This is a genomic window from Streptococcus sp. SN3, assembly GCF_030439905.1.
The window spans coordinates 39,309-52,698 of record NZ_JAQFJF010000010.1; the positions used below are offsets into that span (position 1 = coordinate 39,309).

General features: G+C 37.2%; 11 protein-coding genes. All 11 read left to right on the plus strand.

Going from position 1 to position 13,390, the window contains the following annotated elements; all coding sequences use genetic code 11:
* Nucleotides 1–81: 81 nt before the first annotated feature.
* The 11 genes from rbfA to PCY71_RS13685 all read left to right on the plus strand — a co-directional run bounded on the left by rbfA (nucleotide 82) and on the right by PCY71_RS13685 (nucleotide 13,233).
* The gene (gene rbfA / locus PCY71_RS13635; RefSeq protein WP_002893555.1) at nucleotides 82–432 is read left to right on the plus strand and encodes a 30S ribosome-binding factor RbfA; all 351 of its coding nucleotides are present in this window, start codon (nucleotides 82–84) and stop codon (nucleotides 430–432) included.
* A 239-nt stretch (nucleotides 433–671) separates the two neighbouring features.
* Entirely contained in the window at nucleotides 672–1,823 is a 1,152-nt protein-coding gene (gene nagA, locus PCY71_RS13640; RefSeq protein WP_032909589.1) for an N-acetylglucosamine-6-phosphate deacetylase, read from the plus strand.
* A 157-nt stretch (nucleotides 1,824–1,980) separates the two neighbouring features.
* Complete coding sequence (locus PCY71_RS13645; protein ID WP_002903311.1) at nucleotides 1,981–2,175, plus strand: hypothetical protein; 195 nt, start codon at nucleotides 1,981–1,983, stop codon at nucleotides 2,173–2,175.
* A gap of 76 nt (nucleotides 2,176–2,251) precedes the next feature.
* Nucleotides 2,252–3,097, plus strand: coding sequence for an aldo/keto reductase (locus PCY71_RS13650; RefSeq protein ID WP_048773531.1), 846 nt, complete (start codon nucleotides 2,252–2,254; stop codon nucleotides 3,095–3,097).
* Between the two features lie 204 nt (nucleotides 3,098–3,301).
* A complete protein-coding gene (locus PCY71_RS13655; RefSeq protein ID WP_002914307.1) occupies nucleotides 3,302–6,373 on the plus strand; it encodes a type I restriction endonuclease in 3,072 nt (1,023 codons plus the stop codon).
* Complete coding sequence (locus tag PCY71_RS13660) at nucleotides 6,373–7,977, plus strand: class I SAM-dependent DNA methyltransferase (RefSeq protein WP_002914305.1); 1,605 nt, start codon at nucleotides 6,373–6,375, stop codon at nucleotides 7,975–7,977. The genes PCY71_RS13655 and PCY71_RS13660 overlap by 1 nt, the downstream gene beginning before the upstream one ends.
* A complete protein-coding gene (locus PCY71_RS13665) occupies nucleotides 7,970–9,154 on the plus strand; it encodes a restriction endonuclease subunit S (RefSeq protein ID WP_032911362.1) in 1,185 nt (394 codons plus the stop codon). Before PCY71_RS13660 ends, PCY71_RS13665 begins: the two co-directional genes overlap by 8 nt.
* 18 nt (nucleotides 9,155–9,172) lie before the next feature.
* Nucleotides 9,173–10,246: a hypothetical protein gene (locus PCY71_RS13670; RefSeq protein WP_002914303.1), complete on the plus strand. Its 1,074-nt coding sequence runs from the start codon at nucleotides 9,173–9,175 to the stop codon at nucleotides 10,244–10,246.
* Between the two features lie 5 nt (nucleotides 10,247–10,251).
* Complete coding sequence (locus tag PCY71_RS13675; protein WP_301412770.1) at nucleotides 10,252–11,640, plus strand: hypothetical protein; 1,389 nt, start codon at nucleotides 10,252–10,254, stop codon at nucleotides 11,638–11,640.
* Between the two features lie 176 nt (nucleotides 11,641–11,816).
* Nucleotides 11,817–12,155, plus strand: coding sequence for a type II toxin-antitoxin system RelE/ParE family toxin (locus tag PCY71_RS13680; RefSeq protein WP_301412771.1), 339 nt, complete (start codon nucleotides 11,817–11,819; stop codon nucleotides 12,153–12,155).
* On the plus strand, nucleotides 12,148–13,233 hold the full coding sequence (locus tag PCY71_RS13685; RefSeq protein ID WP_002926554.1) for a HigA family addiction module antitoxin: 1,086 nt from the start codon (nucleotides 12,148–12,150) through the stop codon (nucleotides 13,231–13,233). Before PCY71_RS13680 ends, PCY71_RS13685 begins: the two co-directional genes overlap by 8 nt.
* The last annotated feature ends 157 nt before the right edge of the window (nucleotides 13,234–13,390 follow it).

Consider the following 13,390-nt stretch of genomic DNA (forward strand, 5'->3'; position numbering starts at 1 on the left):
ATTTCATTCATTAAAACTAAAATATAAGCTAGGCTAGGCCTAGCTTATATTGCAGAAGAGAAAAATTAGAAAGGAAATCTCATGGCAAATAATTTTCGTACAGACCGTGTGGGCATGGAAATCAAGCGCGAAGTCAATGAAATTTTGCAGAAGAAAGTTCGTGACCCGCGGGTACAGGGAGTAACCATTACCGATGTCCAAATGCTGGGCGACCTATCCATGGCCAAGGTCTACTACACGATTATGAGCAATCTGGCCTCTGATAATCAAAAAGCTCAGACCGGTCTGGAAAAAGCGACCGGTACCATCAAGCGGGAGCTGGGCCACAATCTGAAGATGTACAAGATTCCAGATTTGACCTTTGTCAAGGATGAATCCATCGAGTATGGCAATAAAATCGACCAGATGCTGCGCGATTTAGAGAAAAAATAAAGCAGAAACTCAGCTGTCATGGCTGGGTTTTCTTATTTTTAAATTTAATATAACAATTTTTCATAAAAATAGGTATATACCATTTACAAATAAAAAAGAAAGAGTTATAATATAGTCAAGAAAACTCAGAGATTCAAAAGCGGGAGTTAGAAAGTGGCTATAGAAAGATGTTAGCTCTATCACAGAATTCCGCTTTGAATGGCAGAGAATACAGAAGTCAAGACAAGGGAGGCAGTCTTATGCCTACATATATTAAAGCAGATCAATTTTTCTATCCTCAGGGAATCCGTCAGGGCGGTTATTTAGAGCTGATTGACGGCAAGTTTGGCAAGCTGGTGCAGTCTGTCCCACAGGATGCAGAAGTCATAGACTACAGTGGCTACTCAATTGCACCAGGTCTGGTGGATACTCACATTCACGGCTTCGGCGGTGTTGATGTGATGGATAATAACATCGAAGGAACTCTTCATACCATGAGTGAGGGTCTCTTGACTACCGGTGTGACCAGCTTTTTACCAACAACGCTGACTTCGTCCTATGAGCGGCTCTTAGCAGTCACTGAAAATATCGGTGCACGCTATCAAGAAGCCAGTGGGGCCAAGATTCGCGGTCTCTATTTTGAAGGGCCTTACTTCACCGAAAAGTACAAGGGCGCTCAAAATCCGGCCTATATGAAAGATCCTAGCATGAATGAGTTTCGTGCTTGGCAGAAGGCCGCAAATGGCTTGCTCAATAAAATTGCTCTCGCGCCAGAACGTGATGGCGTTGAGGAATTTGTCCGCACGCTGACTGATGAAGGCGTGACCGTTGCTCTGGGGCACTCTAACGCAACCTATGATGAAGCCAAAACTGCGGTCGAAGCAGGTGCCAGTGTCTGGGTGCATGCTTACAATGGTATGCGGGGCTTGACTCATCGGGAGCTAGGCATGGTTGGTGCCATGTATGAGTTGCCCCACACCTATGCGGAACTGATTTGTGACGGCCACCATGTGGACCCTAAGGCCTGTGACATCTTGCTCAAGCAGAAGGGACATGAAAATATTGCCCTCATTACTGACTGTATGACCGCAGGAGGTCTTGAAGATGGTGACTACATGCTGGGAGAATTTCCAGTGGTTGTGGCGGAAGGAACAGCTCGGCTCAAGTCAACGGGCAATCTAGCTGGCTCTATCCTCAAGCTCAAGGACGGATTGAAAAATGTGGTCAAATGGGGCATTGCCAATCCTCATCAGGCAGTCATGATGGCTAGCCTGATTCCAGCAAAATCCGTCCATATTGATGATGTCTGCGGACAGATCAAGGAAGGCTACGATGCTGACTTTATCGTTTTAGATAAAGATTTAGAGCTGGTAGCTACTTATCTTGATGGTCAAGAACGATTCCATGTATGAGAACCGCAGGTATTTAAATTAGTCTCCTTATATTTTTCAGAAAGAGCAGGGAAACCTGTTCTTTTTGCTTGTCAAGCTACTTGATAGCCTTCTCCTAGATTTGAATTGCTTTCTTAGGCGTGATATAATGAGACTATAATGTAAACAGGAGTAGGCTATGAAACGAATTGATGCGAAATTTTTGATAATGGGACTTGTTTTACTGCTGGCGGGACTGATCTTTGGTCGAATCTTGATCCTTGTTGCAGGAGTTGCTTTCATTATCTATAGCTTTTTCAGTAAAGGCATGGAGCCGACCAAGGAAAATATCTTTAAACCCAAGCCAATACTGAAGAAAAAGGAAAAGAAGTGAGCAGTTCTGCTCTTGTGATTGCTGTAGCAGCTGCCTTGCTGAAGGCAGTAGATGGAACTTGTAAAGGAGACATGAGATGAGAGAATATCTTTTGAACAATGGTGTTGGCATTCCGGTGCTGGGCTTCGGTACTTGGAAGGCTCAGGATGGCGAAGAAGCCTATCAGGCAACATTAGCCGCTCTTAAGGCAGGCTATCGTCACATTGATACGGCAGCCATCTATAAGAACGAAGAGAGTGTCGGACGGGCAATCAAGGACAGCGGCATTCCGCGGGAGGAACTCTTCATCACGACCAAGCTCTGGAATGACATTCATACTTATGAGGAGGCTCAAGAGGCCTTTGCTGCCTCAGTGGAGCGGTTGGGACTGGACTATCTGGACCTATACCTCATCCACTGGCCTAATCCCAAACCCCTGAGGGAAAACGATGCTTGGAAAAAGCGCAATGCCGAAGTCTGGCGGGCTATGGAAGATCTTTATAATCTCGGCAAGATTCGAGCGATTGGCGTCAGCAATTTCCTGCCTCATCACTTAGAAGCCTTGCTTGAAACAGCGCGCATGACTCCTGCTATCAATCAAATCCGCCTGGCTCCAGGTGTTTATCAGACAGAGGCGGTGAACTTCTGCCGTGAGCATGAGATTTTACTGGAAGCTTGGGGACCATTTGGACAAGGGGAGCTCTTCCAAAATCCAGCTGTACAGGCTGTGGCTTACAAGTATGGCAAGACTATTGCCCAAGTCGCGCTAGCTTGGAGCTTGCAGGAAGGCTTCCTGCCCCTGCCTAAGTCGGTCACTCCGAGCCGGATTGCCAGCAATCTGGACTGCTTTGGCATCGAGTTAGATGCTGCTGATTTGGAAGTGCTCAAAAATGTCAGCGGTTTGGCCGGTGGCGCACCAAATCCGGATGGGATGGATTTTTAGGTGAAAACATAAATAGGAAATTGCTAGAAGTCAATGTCTAATTTATTTCATTTTATACACGAAAATGGTGTAGATAAAATTAATCTCTCAATTTATAGATTGAGAGATTTTTAAATTTACTGAGTTATTTTATGTAATGAATAAGAAACGAGTGAAAAAATGGTATAATAAGAAATAATAGATTTTATAGTAAGGGTTGATTATATGAGAACAAGAGCAGACCAAATTAGATTTTCTGAATTAACTCGCGTACAGATTCCTGCAGTACTACACCTAATTAGGATAGGATATACCTATTTGTCTCGTAAAAGCCAAGAAATTATTGAAAGGGATTCCGAAACGAATATTTTGGTATCTATTTTTAGAGAACAGTATCGTAAGTTGAATAATTATGCAACTGATATGGACTTTGAACGAGATTTAAATAATATCAAGCTAGAGCTGAATCAAAACGATTTGGGTCGAGCTTTCTATAATCGTATTCAAGGGGATGGCGGTGCGACCTATATTGATTGGAACAATCCGGAAGCGAATACTTTTCATGTAGCTATGGAAGTATCTTGTCAAAATGGTAATGATGAGTTCAGACCAGATGTGATGATTTTTATTAATGGCTTGCCGCTATCTTATATTGAAGTGAAACAGCCCAATGCGATTAGAGATGGAAAAACTGGCATTCAATCCGAGCAGAATAGAACGAGATATCGCTTTGAAAATAAGAAATTTCGCCGTTTCAATAATATAACACAATTTATTTCGTTTTCAGATAATTCATATTACGTGAGTGGACAAGGAGGACAAAAACAGGGGTCTTATTATTGTTCAAACGCCTTTTCTAAGACTAAATTCAATGCTTTTAAAGAAGAAATAGAGGTTGATTTTCTTCATAGTTTTCAGACTCTGACTCAGGATGATATTGAATATGTTTTGGAAGATATGAATCAGCTACCACTTCAAACTCTTCCAGAGTTTGCAACAAATATGCAACCTGATACACCATGCAATTCGTTTTTGACTTCTCTATATCAAAAAGAACGCCTATTTTTTATGCTACGTTTTGGTCTTGCTTATGTTGAGGAAGAAGGTAAGGACGGGCAACGCCAACTCCAAAAGCATGTAATGCGCTATCCGCAATATTTTGCTACCCGAGCTATCAAAGATATGATTTCAAAGGGTATTAAAAAGGGTGTTATTTGGCATACTCAAGGTTCGGGTAAGACAGCCTTGGCTTATTTTAATATTCGTTATTTAAAGAATTATTTTTCAAAACAAAGCATTATTCCAAAATTCTATTTTGTTGTTGATCGCTTAGATTTGGCTGACCAAGCTTATAGAGAGTTTGCTAAGCGCGGTTTACGGGTTAAACGTATCAATAAACCGAAAGAATTAAACCAGAAACATGATGGCTATGATGTAGCTGTTGTAAATATACAAAAATTTAAAGACAGCTCCGATTTGACGGATAGTTCTGGCTATGACCTTAACTGCCAAAATGTTTATTTTATTGATGAAGCTCATCGTTCTTATAATGAACGTGGATCCTACCTACCAAATCTTTATAACTCGGACAAGCGGGCCATTAAAATTGCTCTAACGGGAACACCTTTGATTACGTACAAGAAAGACGGACGGACCAAAGAAAGTCATGCCACTACGCGAGATATTTTCGGAAATTACATCCATAAATATTACTATAACCAATCTATTGAAGATGGCTTTACTCTCCGACTGATGCGAGAAGATATTGAAACCTCGTATAAAGAGAATCTTCGTTCGATAAATGAAGAAATTCAACGTGGCGGGCTCTCTAAAGAGGCTATCTTTGCTCATCGTAAGTATGTCTCACCTATGTTAGATTTTATCTTAGAAGATTTCACTAGAGCAAGGAAGTTTATTTTTGATGATGATTCTATCGGAGGGATGATTGTTTGCGATTCTTCTAAACAGGCGCGTGAGCTAGAACGGCAGCTTGAGGAACGACGTCAAAATGGACAAACGAACCTAAGTTCAGCTCTCATTTTGCATGATGAAGGGGATAAGGACTATAAGAAAGAAAGGGTGGAAGCATTTAAGGAAGGCAAGATTGATTTGATTATTGTCTACTCTATGCTTCTAACTGGCTTTGATGCTCCCAGACTGAAACGTCTTTATTTAGGTCGCAAAATAAAAGCTCATAATCTCTTACAAACTCTGACTCGTGTTAATAGACCCTATAAAGATTATTTGTTCGGTTATGTAGTTGACTTTGCGGATATTTCCCAAGAATTTGATAAGACCAATCGAGCCTATCTTGAGGAACTTAATCATGAGTATGATATTACGGTCACTGGTGAAAATGAAGAAGATGTCTTTGGGTCTCTTTTTGTACCAGCTGATGAGATTAGTCGAGAATTAGAAAAATCAAATCTTATTTTGATGGATTACCCAACTGGAAATCGAGCGGCTTTTGCAATAGTTGTTGATGAAGTGAAGGACAGAAGAGAGTTGATTGAACTCAAAAAAGCGATAGAATCTGTCAAGCAGTACTATAACATTGCAAGTCTTCTAGGCTATAAGGAATTAATGGACCAAATTGATATCAAATTAATTTCGACTTTTTTGAACATCATCTCCAGAAGATTGATCAACCTTTCTGCTATGGAAAGACCAGATGACTTTTCTAGCCAGGCATTGCTGAACCTCGCGATGTCAGAAACTAGTTTCGCTTTTGTAAAGATTGCAGAAGAGGAATTGCGATTAGCTGCTAATGACCTGGACGATTTACGTCGGCGGATCGCCAATGGACTTAATAATCAGAAAGATAAAAAAGATCCTGAATGGGTTCAACTTTTTGAAGAGTTCAAGCGAATTATGAAAAAACATATGATCCATGAGGAAGAAGGCTACACCATGGATGTTATTCTGCATACCAAAGAGGCTTATCATAAACTTTTTGGAGCAGTTGATGATTATCGAAGTCGTATGAGACGTTTGACAATGAATTTTGATGGAGATGAGATGGCTGCTAGAAGCTATAAGCATGCAACTAATTCGTCCAAAGTTAGTGCTTTTCCAGCAGTTTATCATGTCATCAAGGGAGCTAAGATTCAGGTTGATAGACTAGTCGGTCAAAATCAAGGTGTACTGGACAATGAGGCCTTTCTAAAAAGAATGATTAGTCAGGCAGCTCGCGAGGAAATGAAAAAAACAAAATTAAACAGTAGTTTGACCAGAGAAAATTTTGAAAAGCTTGTTGAATCACTGTTTGAACAATATGAAGAGGAATACCAACATTAATGAATGAGAATTACAAAAATCTTGTCCAAGATTTAGTTGATGATTTAAAAGCTGTTTTTACACATGCTGGTTTAGGAGGAGAGGCTGGTGAATACAAGCTTCTTACCCAATCTTTCTTATATAAGTTTTTAAATGATAAGTTTCTCTATGAAGCAAAGGCAGTAGATACAAAGAATATCTATGAGGAACTTGTTAAGATGAGCCTTGATGATTATAGGTGGCTTTTGGAAGATATAGGTACTGCGACTGCTCAGCTTAAACCTGAGCAGTTCATTGAGACTTTGCATCGTAAGCAAAATGAAGACAATTTCTATGAAATATTTGAAACGACTCTCAACCAAATAGCTATTGACAATAATGATATCTTCTCTGTTCATACGGATGGAGACACAGCTATTCGTCTTTTTGATGAGCGTTTAATTACAGATAATATTTCAGATTCAAGCAAACGTAATCAAGTCGCAAGAGCTATCATCAATCTACTTGCTCGTATCAAATTTGATGAGACCATTTTTTCACAAGGTTTCGACTTTTTCTCTACTCTCTTTGAGTACATGATCAAGGACTATAACAAAGACGGTGGAGGCAAGTATGCAGAGTACTATACGCCTCACTCTGTGGCTAAGATTATTGCTGATATTCTTGTGGGAAATGACCAGCCATCAAACGTGCGTATCTATGATCCGTCAGCTGGTTCGGGGACCTTGCTCATGAACCTAGCTAGCCGTATCGGTGTGGATAAGACCACAGTCTATAGTCAGGATATCTCGCAAAAATCCTCTAATCTCCTCCGTCTCAATCTGATCTTGAATGGATTGCAACATTCCATCCATAATATCGTACAGGGAAATACCATCATCGCCAATCGTCACCCTGAAAAGATGGACTATATCGTCTCCAACCCGCCTTTCAAGCTGGACTTTTCAGAGTGGCGTGACCGAGTGGAGACCTTGCCAGAAGCCAGTGAGCGTTTTTTTGCAGGAGTGCCAAAGGTTCCAGCCAAGTCTAAGGACAAGATGGCGATTTACGAGCTCTTTGTTCAGCATATCATCTACTCCCTGAAGTCAGATGGTCAAGCAGCCGTTGTCTTGCCGACAGGTTTTATCACGGCCCAGTCTGGGATTGATAAGACTATCCGCCAACATTTGGTGGATAATCAAATGCTGGCAGGTGTCGTTTCCATGCCGTCCAATATCTTTGCGACGACAGGTACTAACGTATCCATCCTCTTTATCGATAAGAAAAATAAGGGCGATGTTGTCCTCATCGATGCCTCAAACCTCGGAACCAAGGTCAAGGAAGGCAAGAACCAAAAGACTGTGCTTTCTTCAGAGGAGGAGCAGAAGATCGTCGAGACCTTTATCAAGAAAAAAGCCGTCGATGACTTTTCTGTCACTGTCTCTTATGAGGACATCAAGGAGAAAAACTACTCTCTTAGCGCAGGCCAATACTTTGACATCAAGATCGACTATGTGGACATCACAGCAGAAGAGTTTGAAGCCAAGATGACTGCCTTTCAAGACAAACTCTCAGACCTCTTCCAGCAATCACATGCATTGGAGCAGGAGATTGAAGAGCAAATGAAGGGATTGAAGTATGAGTGAGTGGAAAGAATATACCATCGGTGAGATTTGTTCAAGGTTTAGTAGTGGTAAATCGATAAAAGCAAGCCAAATATCTGCTGAAGGTCTATATCCAGTGTATGGTGGGAATGGATTAAGGGGCTTCACTGACACATTTAACTTTGATGGAGAGTGCTCAATAATTGGACGCCAAGGTGCTTACTGTGGAAATGTTAGATATTTCAAAGGGAAAGCATTTATGACTGAACATGCAATTGTGGCAGTGGTTAATGAAAATCATAATAATGGCTATGTTTCAAATTTGTTATCAATGATGAATCTAGCTCAATATCAAGGACAGTCTGCTCAGCCAGGATTATCAGTTTCAACGTTATCAAAAATTATAATTAAGCTACCAGATTTAGCTACTCAAGAGCAGTGCTTCAATGTTTTGAATCTAATTGACCAAAAAATCCAAATCAACAACCAAATCAACCGAGAGTTGGAAGACATGGCTAAGACACTCTATGACTACTGGTTTGTGCAGTTTGATTTCCCAGACCAGAATGGCAAACCCTACAAATCATCAGGCGGAAAGATGGTCTATAACCCAGAACTCAAACGCGAAATCCCAGAAGGGTGGAGAGTGGAAAAGTTGGGGGATGTGGCAAAATTTAAAAATGGTATTAACTATGAAAAAACTTCTAGTGGAAGTGAAAAAATTAAAATCATTAATGTCAGAAATATCTCATCCTCAACAATATTTGTCAATCAAACAGATTTAGATGAAATATCTTTAGAGAATGATAAATCAACAAATTTTATTGTTAATGAGGGAATGATTTTAATTACACGAAGTGGAATTCCAGGAGCTACACGATTAGTTTCAGAACTTGAAGCAAAAACCGTATATTCTGGATTTATTATTGCATCAGAAGTTAATGATTTGATTTTTAAAAATCTGATTTTTTACTACTTAAAAAATGTGGAAGAAGTATTAAAAAATCAATCAGCGGGTACTATCATGAAAAATATTTCTCAATCAGTACTTACTGATATGGTTATTTCACTTCCTCCCCAAAATGTTCTGTTGAAATTTAATTCAATCATTGATAACTTACTTGAACAAATGAAAAACGTTCAAAGACAAAACCAAGAACTCACCCAACTTCGCGATTGGCTCTTGCCAATGCTGATGAATGGACAGGTGAAGGCATAATATTAAGGAGATGATAAGATGGAAAAGCGACTAAGATTGTTTCACTTTTCAAGAGAAAGTGACAATGTTAATGTAGTATCAGGGAAAATCTTCGAATCAAGCTCAATTGATTTTAAAGAAGAATTCGATAAAATTATTGATGATTTAGACACACGAGTTCAAAAATGTATGGACGATAAATTTGCAAAAAATTTTAGATTTAATCGAAGAACTTCTCAAATGGTTACAAACATTTCTGAGATATTTGTTAGTCATAATAAATTTAAGTCAAACTCAGATGATATTGCAAGTAAGTTTAAGGATGCAATAGGCAATCAATTCCATAATGATTTCTATCTAGTAGTACTAACCACTATGCTAAATGATAGTGAGGTGCTTTTTATAGTAAAAATGGAAACTGGAACTGCTATACAAGTCACGGATGAAAATACTTTAAAGACACTTGATAGAATCTTACCTGATAAAAAATCTAGGCTTCAGAAAGCTACTGTAATATTCAAAGATAGAACTATTTCTTTTAAAGAAGGAACAGAGCCAAGCAATTCAGAAAGAGAAAATATTCATTCAAGGGTATTAGATAGGACTGATGATAACATTTCTCGTTACTTCTTCAAAACGTTTTTAGAAAGTACAAACGTCATTGATGATCCCGATTCAGCAGCAAAAGCAGCTATAGAAGCAATTGAAATAGTTTCAAAACCATATCTAAAGTCTAATAACTCTTCTAACGATGTAAAAGAGAGATTACAAAGTTTTTTATCTCAAAAACGAGAGACATCTTTTGATGGTTTGATTGGGGAAATTAGTACTTTACTTGATTTTGAAAAAGCTGGAACCTATATGGATTCTGAAAAACTAGCTCAAGAAGCATATCAAAATGCCAAAAAAAGAAATGGCACGGTTATATTTACATTTACAGCCGAGCTAAAAACACCACCAAGGACAGTGTATGTTTCAAAGGATAATAATAAAGAGTTAGAGATTAGAGTTTTTGATAGTTTATTGGAACAAGGAGATGTTGTATGGGAGGTAGAAGGGAATTATTCAATAATGAAGATAAATACAGATAGGATCACAATATTGAAGAGGTGATTATTATGTGTAACCAAATTTTTTCTTCGATCAGCAATTATAATTTGCAAGGGAGTTGGTTTAATTTTTTAGAAAAGGAGAGAATATTTAAATATAATATTAAGTTTATAGTTTACGAAAAAGAAGTTAGTAAATTTAAACATGATTTTTCATTACCCTTACCAGATAATATAAGTGTTAGATGTAATGATTTTCCATTTGCTCAGTTTGATAATCCTGAGAGTGAAAATATTATTATTCTTACTATTGAACAAAACTTAGTTCCTGAAAAAAATAAAAAGATATTCTTTTACTCAGAAAAAGATTTTATTGAATTCGAAAAAGAATTTTTAAGAAAAATTGCAATAAAAGAATTAAAAAATAGACATAATAAAATTGCGATAGATATTTTTAAAGGTGATTTTAGAATTATTTCTCCAATATTTTCTCTAGTAACAGAAGAATTAAAGATTCCTAAAATAGTTCTAACTAAATCAGAATTTAATCACGTGAAGATATGTGCTTTGCCAAATGTGATTACTAATATTAACTACGAAGATTGTAAAAAAATATCATTAATTAATTTATTGGATTTACTATCTGAACGAATGATCTCTGATAATGGAGAAAATACTGAATTTGTAATTAGTTTTGAAAAAAATGCAATCTTAAAATTAGATGATGTTAGTGTAACAGAAAAATTTTTCAATAATTTTGAAAATATTTTTGACTTTATTTTTAGTGATGATAAAACTTATTATGAAAAGTTAATTATTTTTAGAGAACTGTTCTCAGATTTAGTAAATAATAAATTAAAAATAGATGATAAAGACATAGACATAACCTGGAAAAAATTAAAAATTAATTATAATTTATTTATAAAAGATAAGTTAAAAAAATATATTGATGATAAGAAAAAAATCACTGAAGACTTCACTAATCTGCAAAGGAAGACTTCCGATAGTATAAAAACTATAACAAATTCATTGTTGCAACAAATTTTAGTTTTGGTAGTAACAGTTTTAACAACTTTTATTCTTAAAAATTTCTCTACTAGATCAGCTATGTTGTTAACTCTTATTGTTGGATTGTTCTATTTGATTCTTGTAATAGGAATAAATCGTTTAAAAGGATGGAATTGTGAATCAAAATCTATTGAGTTAGAATACAAAAAAATAGAAAATATGTATAGTATTTTTTATAATGTTGAAGAAGATTATTTTAATGAGTTGAAGCAAGATTATAAAGACAAAATAAATGATTTAATACAGGTTGAAAAATGGAGTCATAAATTTGTATATTTAATTACAGTTTTTGTTGCTTTTTCTATATTATTTGTTTATTTACATCCATGTTTGTACACTCATTGTGAATTTTATAAAAATATGGTCGATTTCTTTAGTCAACATTTTTGAATCAATAAGTCTATTTGAATTCTGAATATTTGTAAGTTGTTAAAAAAACATGATGTTTATATTTACTAAATAATAGCATATATCCCAGCCAAATCAATCTTTGGCTGGTTTTTATTGTTTAAAGATGGTATAATTAAATTACCTAATAGGTAATTTAATTTAACGGAAAGGGATTTATGAAGCTTATCTATACAAACAAAACTGTTAAAAAGCAGTGCACAGAGCTGAGGCAGGCGAAAAAGGATTTTTCGGATAAGATTGCTGTAAAGTTGCATCAGTTGATCAACTTTTTGAAAGCGGCGGATTCTTTGGCTAGTGTGACGGCTTTTCCTAAGTATCACTTTCACCAACTAAAGGGAAAGAGACAGGGACAGTTTGCTTTGGATATAGATGGTCGAAAGAGTTCCTATCGTTTGATTGTAGAATTTCGTGAGGAGGATTTAGAAAAGGTTTTTCCTAGTCCCATTGAAATCGAAATCCTAAAAATAGAGGAGGTCAGCAATCACTATGAGTAATAAAATTGTTGAATACAAAGACCTGATTGCTTTTCATCCAGGTCAATATGTTGAAGAGATGATTGAAGATTATAACGTGACGCAAAAAGAATTTGCGGAGCGTTTAGGAGTTTCTGCAAAGACTGTCAGCAAGCTCGTCAATGCTGAGGAGTCCATTAGTAAAGAAACAGCTCATAAGTTAGCCAAGCTAAGCGGAGTTTCCATGCAAACCTGGCTCAATCTTCAAAATGCTTATGATGTAAAAGTTGCTGAGATTGCAGAACAAAGAGAGCTAGAAGAAGGTTGTGAGAAAGAAATCTGTGAGATGATTGATTTCAAGTATTTTAAGGAAGAGGGCTATGTTACAGAAAAGCGCTATACTTTGAAAGAAAAGATTGTCGAACTTCGCAAGATTCTAGGTGTTGCAAGTTTAGAAAACCTCTTAACTTTCAATCATCTAGTGAGTTATCGGAATACACGTGAGTTTACGCCTAAAAGTATAGTGAATTCCAACGTCATGCTGGAGTTGGCATCTAAAAAAGCACGTGATAAAACGACTACCAAGCTCAATCGTAGAAAGCTAGAGAAAAGCCTGCCTGCCTTGAGAGAGTTGACTAGACAAGATCCAGAATCCTTTCCTCAACTCTTGTCTGACATTCTGCTAGACTGTGGTATTGTCTTAGTCGGTCTACCTGCTTTAGCAAATGCCAATCTGAATGGTGCTACGAAAAAATTTGGAAATGGCAGTGCCTTGCTTTTACTCACGGATAGAAATAAAGCATCCGATATTTTCTGGTTCTCACTTTTCCATGAGATTGGGCACATTTTGGAGAATGATTTTTCTTCTGATGATGGTAATAGTGAATCATACCTTCGTTCCGAGGAGCAAGCAGACCAGTTTGCAAAAGATCTCTTGATTAGACCTGAAGACTATCAAGCTTTTGTTGAAAAAGGGAATTTCGATAAGTCAGATGTCATACGCTTTGCTGAGGAGATAGATATTCATCCTAGTGTCGTTTTAGGAAGATTACAAAATGAGGGTATTCTCAGTTTTGACCGATTCCGAGAATTAAAAGAAAACTATTACTTTGTTTCTTGAGAATTTTTGATTTTATGAGATTCTTATTTCAAGAAGTAGTCCGTTTGCTTATTTATCAATGAGAAATAATATTTCATAAAGTTCCTATCACAAACCAATCAAACTGGTGCATCCTGCGCTAGTTCTGATTGGTTTTTCTTATTTCCGGATTTTAAAC

Coding starts and splice junctions, on each gene's coding strand:
- rbfA (WP_002893555.1), top strand. CDS start 82: ATGGCAAATAATTTTCGTACAGACCGTGTGGGCATGGAAATCAAGCGC.
- PCY71_RS13645 (WP_002903311.1), top strand. CDS start 1,981: ATGAAACGAATTGATGCGAAATTTTTGATAATGGGACTTGTTTTACTG.
- PCY71_RS13650 (WP_048773531.1), top strand. CDS start 2,252: ATGAGAGAATATCTTTTGAACAATGGTGTTGGCATTCCGGTGCTGGGC.
- PCY71_RS13685 (WP_002926554.1), top strand. CDS start 12,148: ATGAGTAATAAAATTGTTGAATACAAAGACCTGATTGCTTTTCATCCA.
- PCY71_RS13660 (WP_002914305.1), top strand. CDS start 6,373: ATGAATGAGAATTACAAAAATCTTGTCCAAGATTTAGTTGATGATTTA.
- PCY71_RS13655 (WP_002914307.1), top strand. CDS start 3,302: ATGAGAACAAGAGCAGACCAAATTAGATTTTCTGAATTAACTCGCGTA.
- PCY71_RS13665 (WP_032911362.1), top strand. CDS start 7,970: ATGAGTGAGTGGAAAGAATATACCATCGGTGAGATTTGTTCAAGGTTT.
- nagA (WP_032909589.1), top strand. CDS start 672: ATGCCTACATATATTAAAGCAGATCAATTTTTCTATCCTCAGGGAATC.
- PCY71_RS13670 (WP_002914303.1), top strand. CDS start 9,173: ATGGAAAAGCGACTAAGATTGTTTCACTTTTCAAGAGAAAGTGACAAT.
- PCY71_RS13680 (WP_301412771.1), top strand. CDS start 11,817: ATGAAGCTTATCTATACAAACAAAACTGTTAAAAAGCAGTGCACAGAG.
- PCY71_RS13675 (WP_301412770.1), top strand. CDS start 10,252: ATGTGTAACCAAATTTTTTCTTCGATCAGCAATTATAATTTGCAAGGG.